This is a genomic window from Flagellimonas sp. CMM7, from assembly GCF_021390195.1.
Lineage (GTDB): Bacteria > Bacteroidota > Bacteroidia > Flavobacteriales > Flavobacteriaceae > Flagellimonas.
The window spans coordinates 1,239,994-1,259,694 of sequence record NZ_CP090003.1; the positions used below are offsets into that span (position 1 = coordinate 1,239,994).

The window sequence follows — 19,701 nt, forward strand, 5'->3', positions numbered from 1 at the left end:
CAATGGAAAAATTCACTTTAGAAATCATTCAGGATGCATTGGTTGCGGCTGGCGATGAAATGTTTCAGACTTTACAGCGCACCAGCATGAGCCCTATTATATACGAATCACTCGACTATGCGGTAGGTATTACAGACTCCAAAGGGGAACTATTGGCCCAAGGTAACGGAGTAACCGCATTTTTGGCTGCCTTGGATTCTGTTGTAAGGGCCACTTTGGAGAAATTCAATGGAGAAAACGCATTGGAAGAAGGAGATGTGGTCATTGCCAATACACCTTATGCGGGTGGTGGAACCCACCTGTCAGATGTGTCGGTGATATATCCTGTTTTTTATAAAAATGAACTGGTCGCATTTACAGTCAATAAAGCACACTGGACCGAGTTGGGGGGGACATTTCCAGGTTCTGTTTCAACAATAGCCACAGAAATTTATCAGGAAGGATTGCATTTCCCATTCATAAAAGTACGAGCAAAAGGTGAAGTCAATGAAGCTATTGTTGACCTCATCAAATCCAACGTGCGATTACCGGACAGCACGCTTGGTGATCTCTATGCCGGAATTGCAGCAGCAGAAGTAGGTGCACGAAGGGTGATTTCAATCATTAAAAAATATGGCTTGAAAACATTTATAAAAGCCAAAGAAGATTTCCTCGATTATGGGGAGCGCATGTGTATTGAAGCCCTTAAGCAGATTCCAAATGGAGTGTATGAAGGAACAACCGAAATTGAAGACAATGGTTTTGGTGAAGGACCCTTTCCTATCAAGGCTAAAATAACAGTGACAGATAATGAATTTATAGCTGATTTTAATGGTTCTCATCCACAAGTAAAAGGTGCTACCAATCTGGCTTTTAGTGGCTTGGTCACAGGTTGCCGAAGTCTTTTTAAGGCCATAACCACACCACGAATGGATGCCAACGGAGGCGCGTTCAGGCCAATGAAAGTTATCTGTGAACCGGGAACCATTGTTAGCGCGGAAGCCCCTTCGGCAGTATCGGTTTACTATGAAGTTTTAATCACGTCCATCGATTTAATTTGGAAGATATTGGCGCCAATGATTCCGGATAAGTTACCAGCTGGGCATTTACGTTCTGTCTGTGCTACGTTCATTTCAGGTATGCATCCGGACACCGGACAATTTTATATTCAGGCCGAACCTTTGGCAGGTGGATGGGGAGCTTCCTCATCACATGACGGAAACCGTGGGCAACTCTCCTGTGGTAGTGGTGAATCCTATAACATTCCAATTGAAATCCGAGAAATGCGCTACGGTATCCAGGTAGAACAATATGCCTTTCACAATGAAGGCGGTGGATATGGCGAATTTCAAGGAGGAAATGGGCAGTATGTAGATTACAAAATTGTTTCCGATGGAGCTCATGTCACAGCCGCATTTTTGGGTGAGAAAACAAAAACCTGGGGTATGAATGGTGGTCATGATGGATCCTATAATTACTTCTTGCTTATTCGAAAAGATGGGACGGAAGAAAGACATAGTTTGGGAACCAACATTGCCTTGGATAAAGGAGATATCGTAAGATGTGTTACCGCTACAGGCGGGGGTTATGGAGATCCTAAAAATCGCCCAAAGGAAAATGTTCTCTTAGATGTGAAAAACGGGTACATAAGTAAAAAAGAAGCAAAAGAATTCTACAGTATTTAATATGGAAGATGTTCTAAAAATCATGTATTTAAACCCAGTTGGTTTTGACTCGTACGACGCATTTTTTGCCGAAATGATCAAAGAAAATAAGTATTCGAACACTGAAGTACATGTCACCTCTTTGAACCCAACCGTAGGTCAAATGGATAACCTAGAGTATAGAACCTACAACGCACTCATTGCCTCAGATTTGATTAAGGCCACGCGCCAAGCTTCAGCAGATGGTTTTGATGCACTGATCGTTGGTTGTTTTTATGACCCCTATTTATTGGATGTTAGAGAAATTTCTGGCGATATGGTAGTTGTTGCTCCTTGTCAGTCTTCAATCGAAATTGCCTTAAAACTATCCAATAAATTTTCTGTAATCATCGGTCAAAAAAAATGGGAGCATGAAATGCACTCTACCATAAAGGAATATGGTTATGGAGGACATTTGGCATCCTTTAGGGATGTTGGCATGAATGTCTGTGAGTTTCAAAAAGATCATGATATTACTGCTAATAATTTATTTAGAGCTGCAGAAAAAGCTGTTAAAGAAGATTTTGCAGAATCCGTCATATTGGGTTGTACTTGCGAATTTGGTTTCTTTAAAGAGATTCAGGACAAACTTGAAGTACCCGTTATTGATCCTTCTCTTGCTGCTTTGAAACAGGCAGAGCAAGCGGCCATTTTAAAAAAACAATATGGATGGAAGCCCTCAAGAAAATGGAGTTGTGAACCTCCATTAGAACAAGATATCGCGCAATTTGGACTGTTTTCGGATGAATATCAATTTGGTAATAGAATTATCGTGAGCTAATGGAAATGAAAAAAATAACATATCCACTGCCCGATGAACATTACAACAAATCTCTTTTTCACATTCAGAAAGAGCAGGTAGAGTTTCAATTTGGCACCGTGTTTCTAAAAAAGGGAACCCGGATTCCGGAAGTAGGTTTTACAAGACATCCAAGTCATGAAATTTCGATTATTCAACAGGGAAATATTGAAATGCTCAATGAAGATGGATCAATTAAGGGTTACCTAAAGTCAGGGGATGTCGTTTATCTGGAAGCTTTCGAGGCCCAAGCAGGAAACATTCTGGAGGACACAAAACTCCTTTATATGCTAATCAAGACATAATAAAATGGAAAACAATCAAACTAACACAAAATGGTATAGTCTTGCCGGTATTTGGTTCGGAGGTATCGTTAGCGTACCCGCACTGCTCATTGGTAGTACTTTAATAGCTGCCTTAAGTTTCAATACATCAATTTGGGCTGGTCTTATTGGTTTTAGCTTTGTAGTACTCTTCATGTCTTTCTTGAGCATGGCAGCAGTTGAAAGAAGAAAAGCGACTGTTGCGTTGGCTTCGAGCAGTTTTGGTGAGAATGGTGCCAAGATAATCGTTGCGTTGGTCATTGGCTTATCTACCTTAGGGTGGTTTGGAATCCAAAGTAATATTGCTGGGGCTTCCTTTTCGAAAATACTCTTAGAAATGGGAGGGCCTGATATCCCAATATGGGTAACATCGGTCTTTTGGGGAATTATTATGGTACTCACTGCAGTTTTTGGATTCAAATACCTGAAATGGCTTAATTATATAGCAGTACCTGCCATTGTTTTGTTACTGATTTACGGACTCGTTATCACCTTTAAAACCCATAGTTTTCAGGATGTGCTGGATTTTAAGCCAGTAAGCAAAATGCCCTTTTTACAAGCTATAGGACTTACCATCGGCTTTATCTCAGTAGGAGGGGTAATTTCTCCTGATTACAATCGTTTTGCAGCAACAAAACGGGATGCCGTTTTAGGTTCAATTTTTGGAATCATCCCTTCAGCATTATGCCTGCTGGCCATTGGAGCAATTTTAGCAATTACTCAAGGAACTTATGACATCGTTGAAATATTTTCCAGCTTAGGGTTTCCATTTTTTGCAATGTCTATTCTTATTCTAGCTACGTGGACATCCAACGTTATGAACATCTATTCCTCTGGATTGGCCTTCAATGATCTTTTTAAACTAAGTGAGGACTCACGCTCCAAAACCACATTATTGATCGGAATTGTTGGGATACTACTTGCGGCTATTGGAATACTATCCCATTTCATGAGCTTTATTACCCTTCTCACCATTACCATAACTCCAATAGCAGGAGTAATAATCTCAGATTATTATATCGCTAAAACATATCAACAAAAAGCCCAGAAAGTAAATTGGATAGGAATTCTCTCATGGGGAACAGGAGTAGTATTAATGCTGCTTATGGACTCCCCTATTAAAAACATATTGGGGATTGTTGTGGGGGCATTGGTTTATTACATCCTTAAAAAAATTATAAAGTAAGTATGCGAAAAATCAGCAAATCGGACATTGAATATATAGCCATGGGGTCAACCGTTTTAGGTACAGGAGGTGGTGGTGATCCCTATATTGGTAAGCTTTTGGTAAAACAAGCCATAGATACTTATGGTGAAGTTGCCCTTGTCTCCGCAAAAGAATTGAAGGATGACGCTTTGGTAGTTCCGATAGCAGCTTTTGGGGCACCTATGATTCTTGTGGAAAAGCTTTTTTCAGGAAATGAATTCATCAAGGCCTTTGAAATGATGGAAGAATATTTGGGTAAAAAAATAGATGCCATTATGCCAGCCGAAGCTGGGGGGCTTAATGGCGTAATCCCGTTTGCGGTTGCCGCACAAAAAAATATTCCCATAGTGGATGCCGATGGTATGGGAAGGGCATTTCCCCGTTTGGAAATGGTCACCTTTACGTTACATGATATTCCCGTTTCCCCTATAGCTCAAGCTGATGAAAAAGGAAACAGAAACATATACCATACTATTGATAATGTATGGGGAGAAACCCTAGTCGGGGCGACAACAATTCAAATGGGGGGTAGTTGTGCCATTGGATGCTATCCAATGAGCGGGGAACAAGTTAAGAAAACTGCTGTGCATGGTATTGTCACTTATGCCCAAAAACTTGGAAAAGCTATCCTTGATGCAAAAGAGAAAAACCTAAGCCCACTTAATTCTTTAATTAAAGAAGCCTCTGCCATTAAACTTTTTACAGGTAAAATCAGCAATGTTGCTATCAAAACAGAAGGCCGATGGAATAAGGGAATTTGTGAGATTATGGGACTTGATGAAAACCAAGGATCGTTTATGGAATTGGATTTTCAGAATGAATTTTTAATGGCTAAAAAAGACGGGGAACCTGTTGCCATTACTCCAGATTTGATTGTACTTATAGATGCAGAAAACGCACAGCCCATTACTGCTGAATCGGTTCAATATGGCACCAGAGTAGTGGTTTTAGGTATGAGAGCCGATGGGCAATGGAGAACACCAAAGGGAATAGCTTTAGGAGGCCCGCAAAAGTTCGGTTATGAAGAAAAATTTGTTCCTATCGAGGAATTGAATAAAAACTAAAAGTATGTATTACAAAATAGGGGTTGATGTTGGAGGTACCAATACGGATGCTGTATTGGTGTCACATACCAATGAAATATTGGCCAAAACCAAGCAGACAACAACACTAGATGTTAGCACTGGCATTAAGAATGCTATTGATGCTGTTATTTCCCAAGATAAGATTCCAAAAGAGGATATCAAATATGTCATGTTGGGTACAACACATTGCACAAATGCGCTGGTGGAACGAAAAGAATTGAACAAAATTGGAGCTATTAGAATAGGCCTTCCAGCAAGCAGTTCCATACCGACTATGGCAGATTTCCCTAAAGACCTGAAAGCACTTCTAGGAAAACATAATTATATGGTACATGGTGGATATGAATTTGATGGTCGACTGATTAGTCCCTTGAACGAGGAAGAAGTAAAAAAATGTCTTCATGAAATGAAGGGTCAAGTAGAGTCTTTGGCCATTACTGGCATTTTTTCCAAAACCCTGCCCGATCAAGAATTACAGGTAGCTGCCTGGGCCAAGGAAATTTTGGGTAAAGGTGTAAGAACAAGTTGTTCCCATCAACTTGGTGGGCTAGGCTTGTTAGAACGTGAAAACGCCGCCATTTTAAATGCAGCACTGCAAGGCGTAGCTTCTAAAATGGTGAATGCGTTTAAAGATACAGTGCATGGTTTAGGTCTATCCTCGCAATTGTTCATTGGTCAAAATGATGGCACCCTTATGTCATTGGACCAAGTACAAGACTATCCAGTACTCACAATTTCTTCCGGACCTACCAACAGTATTCGCGGTGCGGGAGCGCTGTCAAAAGTAGAAAATGGCATTGTAATAGATGTTGGGGGAACTACCTCTGATGGAGGCGTATTGGTCAACTTTTTTCCTAGGGAAAGCACGCAGGCAGCTCAAATAGGGGGAGTTCTTACAAATTTTAGAATGCCAGATGTCGTAGCGGTTGGAATTGGCGGGGGTACCATTGTCAGGTTTTCGGGTAATAAATGTCATCTGGGTCCAGATTCGGTTGGGTATAGACTTAAGGAAAAAGCCATAGCATTTGAAGGCGATACATTAACCCTTTCTGATTTCTTTTTGGCTAACAAGGAATTGGAAATAGAAGATGCTGAAAAAGCATCAAACCTGATTGAAGTAATAGAAAAAATTACAAAAAAAACATTTACAGAAGCTCTATCCGAAGTGAAGCATCAGATTCAAATAACTATTGAAAAGTTAGTTGACAAGCTAAAAACAGATTCCAAAGAAATTCCTGTAATTGCCTGCGGTGGCGGATCATTCTTGTTGCCCAAAGAAATTAACGGTGCTTCTAGCGTAATTTTTCCGGAACACTTGGAAGTGGCCAACGCATTCGGTGCTTGTATTGCTCAAATAGGCTGTGAGGAAGAAATGGTGATCAACACTATGCAAAAAGATGAAAGCAAAGCCTTGGAAAAACTACTACAAAAGGTCAAAATTGAGTTATTGAAAAACGGAGCGTTTGAAGATAGCATCAATGTACTGGCAAAAGAATCAATACCCTTAGCCTATCTTCCTGGAGCTGTTAAACTGAAAGTGAAGCTTTGTGGAGATTTGTTAAGGTAATGGATATTCTAAAAAAATACATTTGGTGTATGCATAGGTATTAGCGTGAACAGCTATAACCGCAAGTATTAAGTTATAAGGAACTATCTATACTAACTTTAAAAGTCTCATTTAAACTCCTTAATGGGAACGTTTTTCGCAACTACTTCTACAAACAATTGGGTGTATTTAATCCCACTTTTGTTTAAACTTTCTCAACGTCCACCGAAAGGTCAACATTAATGACTTAAATTACTAAAAAAATGTCCCTAGATTCTTGGTCTAGTGAATTTAACTAAAAATCAAAAATGGCACTTAATGACTAGTCAAATGAGTGCAAATCGGTTCAATTGGTATTAGTTTTTGGAGGATATTGGGTTAATTTTAAAATTATGTTGTATTAATGTTGTACTAAAATAAAAAAAGCCGACTCTTAAAAGTCGGCTTAAGCCTTGCTGTGCGGGCGGAGAGACTCGAACTCTCACACCTTGCGGCACTAGATCCTAAGTCTAGCGTGTCTACCAATTCCACCACGCCCGCAAAAGGAGTGCAAATATAAATCAATTTTCGGATTTGCAAATACACTATTTTAAAAACTTGTTTTTTGTACTTTTAGTGCCCTTTTAAAACTTTACATGGAACAAATCAAAGAATACATCACAACGCATAAAGATCGATTTATTTCTGAATTGGTCGAATTACTTAAAATACCATCAATTAGTGCTGATGCCGCTTTTTCCAAAGATGTTTTAGAAACCGCCAAAATGGTTGAGAAATCTCTTATAGCTGCTGGCTGCGACAAAACAGAAATCTGCAAAACAAAAGGCTATCCTGTTGTTTACGGAGAGAAAATCATAGACCCTAGTCTACCTACAGTACTTGTTTATGGACATTATGATGTGCAACCGCCAGATCCAATGGAGTTATGGACTTCACCTCCATTTGAGCCCGTCATCAAAAAAACGGAATTGCATCCAGAAGGCGCAATTTTTGCTAGAGGAGCTTGTGACGATAAAGGCCAAATGTTCATGCATGTTAAAGCTGTTGAATTTATGATCAAGAACGATGTTTTACCATGTAATGTAAAACTCATGATTGAAGGCGAGGAAGAAGTGGGAAGCGATAGTTTGGCAGACTTCCTTACCGAACACAAAGAAAAACTATCAAATGATATCATTCTTATCTCTGACACAGGAATGATTGCAAATGATGTTCCTTCCATAACAACAGGGTTAAGAGGTTTGAGCTATGTTGAAGTAGAAGTTACCGGCCCCAATCGTGATCTCCACTCAGGAATATATGGTGGAGCCGTACCCAATCCCATCAACGTCTTAAATAAAATGATCGCCTCTTTACATGATGAAAACAATCATATTACCATTCCAGGTTTTTATGATAGGGTTGAGGAAGTTTCAGCTGCGGAGCGTGCAGAAATGGCAAAAGCACCATTTAATTTAGATGATTATAAAAAAGCTTTGGATATAGCTGATGTTCAAGGTGAAAAAGGATTTACAACTTCAGAAAGATATTCTATTCGACCTACTTTGGACGTTAATGGAATCTGGGGTGGATATACTGGCGAAGGTGCAAAAACTGTAATTGCCAGCAAAGCCTATGCAAAAATTTCCATGCGTTTGGTCCCTGATCAAGATCCTGATGAAATCACCGAATTGTTCACCACACATTTTGAATCCATTGCTCCAAAAGGCGTGAAGGTTAAGGTGACGCCACATCATGGCGGGCTTCCTTACGTCACCAATATGGACAGCATAGGTTATCAGGCGGCGGCAAAAGCCTATGAAACTACCTTTAATAAAACACCTATCCCGGAAAGAACAGGCGGAAGCATTCCTATTGTTGCCCTTTTTGAACAAGTTTTAGAAAGTAAGACCATTTTAATGGGCTTTGGCTTGGATAGTGATGCCATTCACTCCCCTAATGAACACTTTGGTGTTTGGAATTATCTAAAAGGGATTGAGACCATTCCATACTTTTATAAATACTTTACAGAGCTTACTAAATAAACGTTAAACCCCTGATTTTAGGGATTTTCTTGTAACAAATCAATAGTGTTTGCGTTCTAATAGTCTATCAAACTTAAAACGAACACTATCATGTTACAACGCTTTTTTATTTTCTGCTCGGGAGCGGACACCCAAATTTTAGAAACTTGCTCTAATGGGGAACGCAACAAATATGCTGGTATAGGCGCTACTGTTTTCTTTACAGCCGTAATGGCCTTTATTGCCAGCGGGTATGCCCTTTATACCGTTTTTGACAATGTATTTACTTCCATTTTCTTTGGATTGATTTGGGGCCTGTTGATTTTTAACTTGGACCGCTATATTGTTTCAACCATAAAAAAACGTGATAATTTTAAAAGTGAATTGCTACAAGCAGCACCAAGGATTATTCTTGCTATCATCATCGCCATTGTCATTTCCAAACCTCTTGAAATGAAGATTTTTGAAAAGGAAATCAATCAAGTCCTCTTGGAAGAAAAAAATGCCATGACCTTGGCCAATCAAGAACAGATAGCCTTACAATACAATCCTAAAATTGAAAGCTTAAACCAAGAAATTTCAAGGTTAAAAAATGAGGTAGTGAACAAAGAAGCGGAAACCAATGCACTTTATGACACCTACATTTCAGAAGCTGAGGGTACGGCAGGCACTGGTCTTTTGGGAAAAGGGCCCGTTTATAAGGAAAAACGCGAAAAACATGATGCTTTTTTGGCTGAATTAAGACAATTAAAAGAGGGTAATGCACAGAAAATAAGTGCACTAGAAACTCAAATTGCAAACCTAGGTTCAGATTATACCGCGGCGGTAACCAATTCTCAACCTATCATTGATGGTTTTGATGGACTTATGGCCCGTATCAATGCATTGGGCAAATTACCCTGGCTACCTTCATTTTTTATTTTTCTGTTGTTTTTGGCCATTGAAACCGCCCCTATCATTGCTAAATTACTGGCACCAAAAGGTGAATACGATTATAAGTTTGAGGAGCAAGAAAGTGTAGTTGCCACTTGGGTTACCCAAAAAGTTGCACAACGCAAGCTTTTATTCTCCACTGATGGTGAACTCAATCAGAAGATTTATGAGGACATTAAAAATGAGGAAGAACTGTATCGCTATAAAAAAGAAAAGGCTCAAGAGCTGCTTAAATTACAAGCAGATTCATTTCATAAAGTACAGATAAAAGGGTTGTAACTGGCTTTGTGAGTTGAACAATTTTAATCTCTTTCCTAATTTGTTAATGCATGACTTTCATTCATCAATTAGCCCTTGAATCTTAGCTTAAAATTCCCGAACTTCACTTATCGTAGGATATAAATCATTAAAACGAATTCATATCCTTTTAGTTAGGTGCAATTAGCCAATAAATTCAACATGTCATTTATTATTTAACAACCCTGGCATTATAATAATCTATTGACAAATTTCACGTTTGCTATTATATACAATACTATTCTGAACATGAAAGCATCAATCAAATTAACCGTACTTTCATTAGGATTAATAATCTTAGGATGCAAAGAACTTCCCGATTCCAAATTGGATTTGGATATAGGGAAAATTGAAAATGGTTTAATTACAACTGCTACAGTAAATAACAAAAATGGTGAGTTCAGCATCTATGAACGAATGGAATACTATGGCGTTCCTGGCGTTAGCATTGCAGTGATAGAAAAAGACACGGTCCGAATAAAAAAAGGATATGGAGTTCGAAATGTTGAACTAAAAGATTCTATTGATTCCAATACTATGTTTCAAGCTGCATCTGTAAGCAAGCCATTAACTTGTCTCGCGATATTAAAAATGGTAGAGGCTAATTTGATAGCCTTAGATTCAGATGTAAATATGTACCTAAGAGATTGGAAAATAGACTATTCAAATTACAAGGATTCTACTAAAGTAACTTTACGTCAACTACTATCGCATAAATCTGGACTAACAGTAGGTGGATTTCAAGGATACAAAAACCATGATAGTCTTCCTGATTTAATAAGTATTTTGAACGGAACTAATCCAGCAAATAATGATATGGTCAAGTTAAAATTTGAACCTGGTACAGATTGGTCTTATTCTGGGGGTGGATACGTCGTTATTCAAAAACTCATCGAAGATGTTTCGGGTAAAGGATATCCCGATGTAATGGACTCATTAGTATTGAAACCCTTAAAAATGAATTCAAGCTTTTTCAATCCAGCTTTTGAGGACAAAAGCAAAAATGTAGCTGTCGGATATAATTATGACAAAAGTAAGGTTGATAATGGGTGGAGGTTTTATCCAGAACTAGCTGCGGCAGGCTTATGGACGAATCCTTCTGATATATTAAAATTTATTAAGGCAATTGGTGACTCTCTAAATGAGAAACCGAATAGCTATCTAACTGATGAAAGTGCTAAGATAATGTTAGACTTAGGCTTTTTTGTTGATGACAAGGAAAATCCAACGGTATTTTCCTTTCGTGGAACAAACAAAGGGTATCGTTGCGAATTTATTGGATTTACAGAAAATGACAATTGCAATGGAGCAATGGTAATGACAAATTCATATGCAAGCAGATATTTAATCCAGGAAATTTTGAGATCAATCGCAAGTCACTATGATTGGAGATATCCTTTTGCGAAAGAAATAGTCGAATTTACGCAAGATATAGACAATGATAACCTTATAAACTATTTTGAAGGTCAATATCAATATGCAGAAAGCAAATATATCATCTCATTAAAACCAAGTGACAGTCTGTTATTAATGAATAGGCATTGGAATGGGAACTTTTCCTATTTAACTCAAATTTCTGACAGTATATTCATTGACACATCTACATTAAGTGAATATAAGTTTGCTTTCAATCAAGAAAGTAATAATGTAACGCTCATAATCAATAATAAACGAGAGTATCGAAAAATAAGGTAAGAACCAACAGCACCTAACAATGTATAACGCCCATTGCGGCGGATGTTGGTTAAATGAATCTGTTTTCCTATAAAAAATAATCCTATTTAGCCGAAAAAACGTAAATTCAAAATCGCAACGGAACGTTATACAAAACGATAAGTGTAGTCCCTTCCAATTTGCCATTTGGCGTCAATCCACCATCCCTTTTTTAGACACTTTGACTTTGCCTAGTGCAGACATGCTCAGGATGACAATAGAGCGTGAAGTCAGATATTAATCTTGGAGTAAGCCTTTAAAGCAACAGCAAGGCTGTCCTTCCAATGTGGGATCTCCAATTCAAAAGTATTCTTGATTTTAGACTTATCCAGAACACTAAACTTTGGGCGTTCGGCAGGCATAGGATACTCAGTGGAAAGAATTGGTTTTAAATCAATATTAATTTTGTAGTTATCAAAAATAGCTTTTGCAAAATCATACCAACTTGCCACACCTTCATTACTGTAATTATAAACGCCATATTCTATACTGTGTGCTTTTATAATATGAAGAACCACCTTAGCTAAATCCAGTGCATAGGTTGGAGTCCCAACTTGATCATAGACCACGGAAAGTTGATCTCTTTCACTTCCTAACTTTAACATGGTCTTCATAAAGTTGTGTCCAAACTCTGAGTATAACCAAGAAGTTCTAATAATAAAATGCTCTTCAACATTATTTATAATAGCGCGTTCACCCTTATACTTGGTATCGCCATAAAAACCTATAGGCCTAGCAATATCTTCTTCTAAATATGGGGTGTTCAGGAATCCATCAAAAACAAAATCCGTAGAGATATGGATTAATATGGTTTTACTTTCATTACAGTTCATGGCCAAATTGCGAGCTCCCGTAACATTTACCCTGTACGCTAAATCATTCTCAGCTTCCGCCTTGTCTACATTCGTAAATGCCGCACAATTAATACAATAAGCATAGTCTGAAGAAACAAGCTCTCGTCGCACCTCATCAAAATCCGTGATATCCAATTCTGAAGAAGATTTAAACACAAAATCCAAGTCTTTTTCATGTCCGTTAGAAACGAGGGACTTAAAAGTGCTTCCTAATTGTCCAGATGCTCCTGTAACCAATATCTTCATAGTATGTGTGTAAAATTAATGGGGAACGGCTTCTTTAAAAACTGGTAAAAACTTATCCTTTTCAGAAATAATTAAATCCTCTTCATTCAATATCCAATCAATATTGAATGTTGGATCGTTATAGATGATACCCCCTTCGGATGCTGCATTATAAAAGTTATCGCACTTATAAGAAAACTTGGCAGTGTCGCTTAAAGTTACAAAACCATGTGCACACCCCTTTGGAATATACATTTGTTTTTTATTGTTTGATGAAAGTAATGTTGACACCACTTGTCCAAAAGTTTTGGACTCCGGTCTTATATCAACAGCTACATCCAAAACTTCACCATCCAACACACGAACTAATTTAGCCTGAGCATGTTCTCCTTTTTGAAAATGAAGCCCCCTAAGTACTCCTTTTGAGGAAAAAGATTCATTGTCTTGCACAAAAAATGGTTTTGCACCGGTTAATGTTTCAAATTTTTCTTGGTTGTAGCTTTCAAAAAAATATCCTCTTTTATCTTCGAACACTTTGGGTTCAATAATAAAACAACCTTCTATTTTTGTATTATGAACTTCCATATTTTATGTCAAAGCTTCTAACAATCGTTTGCTATAACCACTCTTTAAGAATGGTTCTGTCAATTTTTTAAATTGACTTTTGGTGATGAATCCCATTTTATAGGCTGAAGATTCAATAGCACCAATTTTAAGACCCTGTCTTTCTTCAATAACTTGAACAAATTGTGAGGCTTGCATCAGCGATTGAAAAGTTCCTGTATCTAACCAAGCTGTACCCCTATCCATAATACTCACTTTTAGCTTCCCTCTTTTTAAGTATTCTTGGTTTATGTCCGTTATCTCCAACTCACCCCGCTTACTTGGCTGAATATTTTTTGCTATTTCTACCACATCATTATCATAAAAATAAATTCCTGGAACCGCATAATTGGATTTTGGTTTTGTTGGTTTTTCCTCAATCGAGATCACCTTGCCATCTTCATCAAACTCAACAACTCCATACCTTTCTGGGTCTGTAACATGGTATGCATAAATAATGCCTCCATCTGGATCATTATTGGATTGTAATAATTCTTCCAATCCTGTTCCATAGAATATATTATCCCCCAATACTAGAGCTACCTTATCATTTCCTATAAATTCTTCGCCAATGATAAAAGCTTCCGCCAGCCCGTTAGGGTGTTCTTGTACCGCATACTCAAACTTGCATCCGTACTTTCTCCCATCACCCAACAGTCGTTGGAACATAGGCAGATCATGCGGTGTTGAGATAATCAATATTTCCCAGATTCCAGATTCAATCAATGTGGAAAGTGGGTAATAGATCATGGGTTTATCGTAGACGGGCATCAGTTGTTTGCTAACCGCCAGTGTAATGGGGTGCAATCTTGTTCCTGAGCCTCCTGCTAAAATTATTCCTTTCATGTGTTATTTTTTATTGTTTTTCAATCGTCACATGTAATCTTTGATAATTAAAACAATCCTTGCTTTGGTGCTTAAAGATTATTTTAATCATGTCGGTTTCATCTTTTTAGTTTTAAGCTAAACTTTTGGACTTATTATGAATGAATTTGTTCAAATACCAGTCTATGGTTTTCTCTATGCCCGTTTCAAAATTTTCATCTGCCTTCCAGCCTAAATCATTTTCAATTTTTGATGCATCAATGGCATATCTAAAATCATGTCCAGCCCTATCTTTTACATAGGCGATTAAATCGCTATAAGAAGTGGTTTCAGATTTTGGATGCTTTTTATCCAAAATATCACACACTGTTTGGGCAATGTATAGATTATTTCTTTCGTTCATTCCCCCTATGTTATATGTTTCACCTGAAACGCCTTTATCATATGCTAAAGCAATTCCCTTACAATGGTCTAAAACGTACAACCAATCCCTAATATTGGAGCCATCTCCGTAAATAGGAATTTGTTCTCCTGCCAATGCTTTTCGTATTATGGTAGGAATCAATTTTTCATCGTGCTGTTTTGGTCCGTAATTATTGGAACAATTGGTGGTCACCACATTCATACCATAGGTATGATGGTAGCTTCTCACAATAAAATCTGAAGAAGCTTTTGATGCACTATATGGACTATTTGGTGCATATGGTGTAGTCTCCATAAACAAACCTTCTTTACCCAACGTACCATACACTTCATCCGTAGAAACGTGATGAAATCTAGCATTTTTATAAGCCTCTTTATACACCCCAGGGCCGACCATCCAATATTTCTTGGCAACATCTATCAAATTAAATGTACCCATGATATTGGTTTGCATAAATGCATCTGGATTGGTAATGGAATTGTCAACATGAGATTCCGCAGCAAAGTGTATTACTCCTTTAATATCATATTTTACAAATATCTTTTCGATGAGTTTTCTATCACAAATGTCTCCTTTGATAAATGTATACCGCTCATGCTTCTCAACTTCATTCAAGTTTTCTAAATTCCCTGCATACGTGAGCGCATCAATATTAATCAGGTTGACCTCTGTATTTGCTTCTAAAAAATAGGGGACAAAGTTGGAACCTATAAATCCTGCTCCTCCTGTAACCAAAATATTTATCATGAAGATTATTCTTTTTATTACTTATTTTGTAAATATAATCCTACTTTATGTGGTCGTTCAATTAATGTTGTGAAAGGCTATTTTTTGTTGGTGGAATACTTTAATATATGCTTTAAAGCAAAACAAACCAATTTATTAAACTCCATATTTCTTTTCTGACAGTAAATACTGAAAAAACATAAAATCTTTTTCCTACTTTCGTATCAGGCCTTTTTTCTCTTAAATGAAAAACCAAGTTACGGAAAAACCTTATATCCTTGCTGTTGATGATGAACAGCTAAACTTAGAGCTGCTTCGATTTATTTTGGAAAGAAATAACTACGAATTTGAAGGCACCAGTGATGACGATTATTTTTTTGAAATCCTAGAAAAAAGAAAACCAGATCTTATTCTTTTAGATGTGATCATGCCTCGTATTGAAGGGTTTGAGCTCTGTGAGAAGCTCAAAAAATTCAAAGAATACAAAGACATCCCTGTTATTTTCCTTACTGGCAAGGTAAATGTGAAAGATAAAGTTAGAGGTTTTGAAGTTGGCGGGGTAGATTATGTAACCAAGCCTTTTAATGAGCAAGAATTAATTGCACGAATCCAAACCCATGTTGAATTGATTCGTGCTAAAAACCAAATTGAGGAACATGCCAAAAACCTTAAACGATCCAATGATCTAAAGGATAGGATGTTCTCTATTATTGGCCATGATTTACGCTCTCCCCTAAGTGCCGCCAAACTAAAAATGGACTTTATCATGCGCGGTATCATTGACCCAAAGGATGATAAATTCTTGGACGAAACAGTCTATGACCTGCTTAAAACTATGGATGAGGCATTAAACCTGCTTCAAAATTTATTGGGTTGGGCCAAGTCTGAAAGTGATCAGATTCAAATGATTCCTGAAAAACTAGACCTCAACGATTTAGTAGAGCAAACTTTTCGACTCTTAAAATTGGGGAGCGATCATAAAAACATTGAAATGCAAAACAATGTCCCTGCTGATGTTTTTGCTTTTGCAGATAATAATATGATCAAAACAGTGCTCAGGAATATACTTTCCAATGCAATAAAATTTACTCCTGTTGAAGGAATTATTAAAATCAATTCCAAGCTTGGAAAAAATAAGATAGTTATAGAAATAGAAGACAATGGTAATGGGATTCCAAAAGAGGACATTAAAAAAATCCTGAATCCAAATGAGCACTTTAGTAAGCTTGGTACGGAAAAAGAACCTGGTACTGGGCTAGGGCTAGTGCTTTGTCAAAATTTTGTTCAAAAAAATAACAGTACTTTAAAAATTAGAAGTGAGGTTGGAAAAGGAAGTACCTTTTATTTTGACCTTCCTCTTTTTACAGAACAGGACTAAGCAACTGCCTCTGTCTGCACATCTCTTTTAGCGCGTTCCCAATTAACGGATTGATTTCCTTTGATATATCTTCCAAAACCAAGAAATACAGAAAGATTCATAATAAAGAAATAGTACGGTATAAAAAGTACTTTTAAGCGAATCTGTCTATTTTCTAAAAACCAGCCCAACAAAGCTGATGCATAAAACAATACTTGCCCCCAAAACAATACACTGAACAGACCTAGGGAAAGTAGTCCTTCATTTTGAGCCAAAACAAAATTGGCTGGAATTATTAAAAAAAGTAAAAGTGGAGTCAACGTCCAACGCAATACGCGATGCGAAATGTATTGAAACGAAAGTGTTCCATATGTAAAGAAGTTTAGCAAAGCCCTTAGTCTAACCACAGATTGAATGCCTCCTGCCGAAATTCTTACTTTTCGTTTTAATTCTTCTTTTACATTGGCAGATGCAGTTTCAATGGCATAAGCCTCAGGGTTGTATTGTATGGTGTATCCAGACATGGCCACACGTAGTGAAATCATAAAATCATCCAACAACGTATCCTTCTCTACTTCTTGCCAAAGTTCTGTTCGTATTGCAAAAAGTTCACCTGCAGCTCCAACAACCGAGTAGAGTTCTGCATCCCATTTTTTAAGTTGCGATTCGTATTTCCAATACATTCCTTCTCCAGCGCCAGCAGCACTATCTGCATCTTTGGAATAAATTCGTTTTTCACCTGAAACACAACCTACTTTTGGGTTTCTGAACAGGCGTACAATTTCTCTAATGGAATCTTTTCCAAGATTGGTATTGGCATCAGAAAAGATGACAATTGGAGTTTTCACAAAATCCATCCCCCTGTTCATGGCAGCAATTTTACCCGCTCTTTCATCTTTATGATGCACCTCTACCCCATCATACTTCTTTAATAAGTCTGGAGTACCATCATCTGATCCATCTGTTACCCAAATTTGAGTCACTTTATCTTGTGGATAGTTTAAACTTTTTGAGTTTCTTACTTTCTGCTCCAAATAATCCTTTTCATTAAAAGCAGAAACAAAAAGTGTTACTTCTGGTTCATACGATTCATTGCCCTCAAACTTTTTTGCCAATCCAAAGACTCTTCTAATCTTGATAATTAAAAACAACAGTATTCCATACCCTAAGTAAGAGTAAAAAATAATGAAAAGTGAAACCCAAAAAAATATCTTTAAAAACTCCATTACTACTTCTTTTTAATCCGTTAATGAATTATACCGCAACAAGATTGTTTTTTACCGCTCTTTCCCATTCTCCTGTATCGTGATTGTATGTTTTGACTACTCTTGCGGGATTACCAACAGCCACAGAGTATGCCGGAATATCTTTAGTGACCACACTTCCACCAGCAATAACGCAATGTTTTCCAATGGTAACTCCTGCAACAATGACACTGTTTGCTCCTATCCAAGTTTCTTCTTCAACAATAATGGTAGCCGTAGATACTCCTTGCGCATGTATGGGTTGTGATACATCTTCATAATTATGGTTTAACCCAGAAAGCACCACATTTTGAGCTAAACGAACATCATCTCCAATAGTAACAGGGCCAATAATGGTATTGCCTAGACCTATTCGAGTTCTATTTCCAATTTTCACTGCACCTACTCCATTATTAATGGTTGAAAAATCTTCTATGGTAGAGTTTGCCCCTAATTCAAAAGGGCTCCATGGCAAAACATCCATGCGAGTTTTTCTGCAAATAGTAGCACCACTTCCTTTCTTATGATAAAAAGGGTTTACAAACCATTTTACCCACAAACGAGGTCTTGCTTGGTTCTTAGGAACTAGCAACCAATGCACATATTTTTTGATGCCCTCACTATTCGTTATCTTATCCTTTAAACCCATAATTTTTTGATTCTATGCTGACTTTTTTATGGCATCATAAATTGCCCTAACATTATTCTCCCAAGTATGACTCTTTGCAAATTCTATTCGCTTTTCAATTAATTCCGAATTGTTTTCAGCTAAAGCTTTTTCTGCCAATTGAATGTACTCTTCCCTGCTGGAGCCTAGATACACGTGTTCTTTGAACATTTCCATGGCCTTTGTCCTTGTTGCCAAAGTAGGTTTGCCCATAGCTAAGTATTCATCAATCTTACGAGGGTAATTTCCAATGGTCCAATCGTTAACTACTTGTGGATTCATAGCAACATCAAAGCCTTTAACATAGGCCGGAAGTTGGGATGCATCTTTGCTTCCCAAGAAAAATACATTGTCCAATTCATGTAATTTTGATGATTTAAAATCTTCGTCTTCGGGCCCAACCAAAACTATACTCCAATCCTTCTTGGTATTGGCCATATGTTCCAAAAGTTCAATATCCAATCGCATGCTGGTTAAATATCCAACGTATCCAATAATAGGTTTGGGAATGGCATCAAATTCTTTGGGAATCTGTATGGTATCTTTTTCATCATTGAACAACGAAACATCACAGCCTTGGCCAACCATAAAACTGTTTGGGTTGAATTTTGAACCGTATTCTGCATAAAGTGTAGAATTATTTACAACGGTATCTGCTTGTTGAATAATTTGCGGTTCAATACGCTCCCCATGCTTTCTCCAGTAGGGAACACGAATCAAATAATCCCTCATGTAATAGGTATAGGTTTTAGGGGATAAAAATTCCTTAAGATGTAATCCCAAAAACATGGAACTATCATTAAACAGCAAAACATCCTTAAATTTTAATTGGCGCATTGCTTCCTGAATATCACCGGAAAAAATCTTCGAATTCCTTTTATTTAGTTTCTTGAATATGGAGTGAAAAGGAATCCAGTTAATTGATTCTGTTAAGGACTTCGGATACAAGTTCCAAAGGTCTTCCTTTATCTGAACTAAGCCGGTTTCTTCTCCATTCTTGATTCGAATCCTTTTTTGAACTCTTTCAGTATTTTTCCCTCGCCTTAAAGTGGCCCTGTCTAATGGTGGGTTTACATATAGTACTCTATTGTGCTTGGCAAATTCCATGGCAATATTTTTACAGTTACTGCCAATCTCAATATCCCATGCCTGTATACCTACAACTACAATATCTTGACCTTTAATCAT

At 37.5% G+C, this 19,701-nt stretch carries 17 protein-coding genes and 1 tRNA gene; 10 read left to right on the forward strand and 8 right to left on the reverse strand.

What is annotated here, in order from left to right; genetic code table 11:
- Nucleotides 1–2 precede the first annotated feature (2 nt).
- From LV704_RS05635 to LV704_RS05660, 6 genes are read left to right on the forward strand one after another with little or no spacing between them, the layout of a single operon-like run.
- Complete coding sequence (locus LV704_RS05635) at nt 3–1,664, forward strand: hydantoinase B/oxoprolinase family protein (RefSeq protein WP_163421321.1); 1,662 nt, start codon at nt 3–5, stop codon at nt 1,662–1,664.
- Nucleotide 1,665: 1 nt separating this feature from the next.
- A complete protein-coding gene (locus LV704_RS05640) occupies nt 1,666–2,463 on the forward strand; it encodes an aspartate/glutamate racemase family protein (RefSeq protein ID WP_163421320.1) in 798 nt (265 codons plus the stop codon).
- A 5-nt stretch (nt 2,464–2,468) separates the two neighbouring features.
- Nucleotides 2,469–2,786, forward strand: coding sequence for a hypothetical protein (locus tag LV704_RS05645; RefSeq protein WP_163421319.1), 318 nt, complete (start codon nt 2,469–2,471; stop codon nt 2,784–2,786).
- A 4-nt stretch (nt 2,787–2,790) separates the two neighbouring features.
- The gene (locus LV704_RS05650; protein ID WP_163421318.1) at nt 2,791–3,990 is read left to right on the forward strand and encodes a cytosine permease; all 1,200 of its coding nucleotides are present in this window, start codon (nt 2,791–2,793) and stop codon (nt 3,988–3,990) included.
- A gap of 2 nt (nt 3,991–3,992) precedes the next feature.
- Nucleotides 3,993–5,075 carry a DUF917 domain-containing protein gene (locus tag LV704_RS05655; protein ID WP_163421317.1) on the forward strand — a complete coding sequence of 361 codons (1,083 nt, stop codon included), beginning with the start codon at nt 3,993–3,995 and terminating at the stop codon, nt 5,073–5,075.
- 4 nt (nt 5,076–5,079) lie between these two features.
- On the forward strand, nt 5,080–6,663 hold the full coding sequence (locus tag LV704_RS05660) for a hydantoinase/oxoprolinase N-terminal domain-containing protein (protein ID WP_163421316.1): 1,584 nt from the start codon (nt 5,080–5,082) through the stop codon (nt 6,661–6,663).
- A gap of 437 nt (nt 6,664–7,100) precedes the next feature.
- Here the strand turns inward: LV704_RS05660 and LV704_RS05665 are convergent.
- A tRNA-Leu gene (locus LV704_RS05665) sits at nt 7,101–7,182 on the reverse strand.
- Nucleotides 7,183–7,277: 95 nt separating this feature from the next.
- On the opposite strand from LV704_RS05665, the gene LV704_RS05670 reads away from it, so the two are divergent.
- From LV704_RS05670 to LV704_RS05680, 3 genes are all read left to right on the forward strand, one after another.
- The gene (locus tag LV704_RS05670; RefSeq protein ID WP_163421315.1) at nt 7,278–8,666 is read left to right on the forward strand and encodes a dipeptidase; all 1,389 of its coding nucleotides are present in this window, start codon (nt 7,278–7,280) and stop codon (nt 8,664–8,666) included.
- Nucleotides 8,667–8,756: 90 nt separating this feature from the next.
- Entirely contained in the window at nt 8,757–9,857 is a 1,101-nt protein-coding gene (locus tag LV704_RS05675) for a DUF4407 domain-containing protein (protein WP_163421314.1), read from the forward strand.
- A 267-nt stretch (nt 9,858–10,124) separates the two neighbouring features.
- Complete coding sequence (locus LV704_RS05680) at nt 10,125–11,570, forward strand: serine hydrolase (RefSeq protein ID WP_163421313.1); 1,446 nt, start codon at nt 10,125–10,127, stop codon at nt 11,568–11,570.
- Nucleotides 11,571–11,818: 248 nt separating this feature from the next.
- Here LV704_RS05680 and rfbD read toward each other — a convergent pair whose 3' ends face one another.
- The 4 genes from rfbD to rfbB all read right to left on the reverse strand — a co-directional run bounded on the left by rfbD (nt 11,819) and on the right by rfbB (nt 15,266).
- Nucleotides 11,819–12,688: a dTDP-4-dehydrorhamnose reductase gene (gene rfbD, locus LV704_RS05685; protein WP_163421312.1), complete on the reverse strand. Its 870-nt coding sequence runs from the start codon at nt 12,686–12,688 to the stop codon at nt 11,819–11,821.
- Nucleotides 12,689–12,703: 15 nt separating this feature from the next.
- Complete coding sequence (gene rfbC / locus LV704_RS05690) at nt 12,704–13,252, reverse strand: dTDP-4-dehydrorhamnose 3,5-epimerase (RefSeq protein ID WP_163421311.1); 549 nt, start codon at nt 13,250–13,252, stop codon at nt 12,704–12,706.
- A gap of 3 nt (nt 13,253–13,255) precedes the next feature.
- The gene (gene rfbA / locus LV704_RS05695; protein WP_163421310.1) at nt 13,256–14,116 is read right to left on the reverse strand and encodes a glucose-1-phosphate thymidylyltransferase RfbA; all 861 of its coding nucleotides are present in this window, start codon (nt 14,114–14,116) and stop codon (nt 13,256–13,258) included.
- Between the two features lie 112 nt (nt 14,117–14,228).
- On the reverse strand, nt 14,229–15,266 hold the full coding sequence (gene rfbB, locus LV704_RS05700) for a dTDP-glucose 4,6-dehydratase (protein ID WP_163421309.1): 1,038 nt from the start codon (nt 15,264–15,266) through the stop codon (nt 14,229–14,231).
- Between the two features lie 223 nt (nt 15,267–15,489).
- Here rfbB and LV704_RS05705 point away from each other — a divergent pair, with 223 nt between their 5' ends.
- Entirely contained in the window at nt 15,490–16,623 is a 1,134-nt protein-coding gene (locus tag LV704_RS05705) for a hybrid sensor histidine kinase/response regulator (protein ID WP_163421308.1), read from the forward strand.
- On the opposite strand, the gene LV704_RS05710 is transcribed toward LV704_RS05705, so the two are convergent.
- From LV704_RS05710 to LV704_RS05720, 3 genes are read right to left on the reverse strand one after another with little or no spacing between them, the layout of a single operon-like run.
- Entirely contained in the window at nt 16,620–17,828 is a 1,209-nt protein-coding gene (locus LV704_RS05710; RefSeq protein ID WP_163421307.1) for a glycosyltransferase family 2 protein, read from the reverse strand. The genes LV704_RS05705 and LV704_RS05710 overlap by 4 nt on opposite strands.
- Before the next feature lie 28 nt (nt 17,829–17,856).
- Nucleotides 17,857–18,495, reverse strand: coding sequence for a DapH/DapD/GlmU-related protein (locus LV704_RS05715; protein ID WP_163421306.1), 639 nt, complete (start codon nt 18,493–18,495; stop codon nt 17,857–17,859).
- 12 nt (nt 18,496–18,507) lie between these two features.
- Entirely contained in the window at nt 18,508–19,701 is a 1,194-nt protein-coding gene (locus LV704_RS05720) for a glycosyltransferase (RefSeq protein ID WP_163421305.1), read from the reverse strand.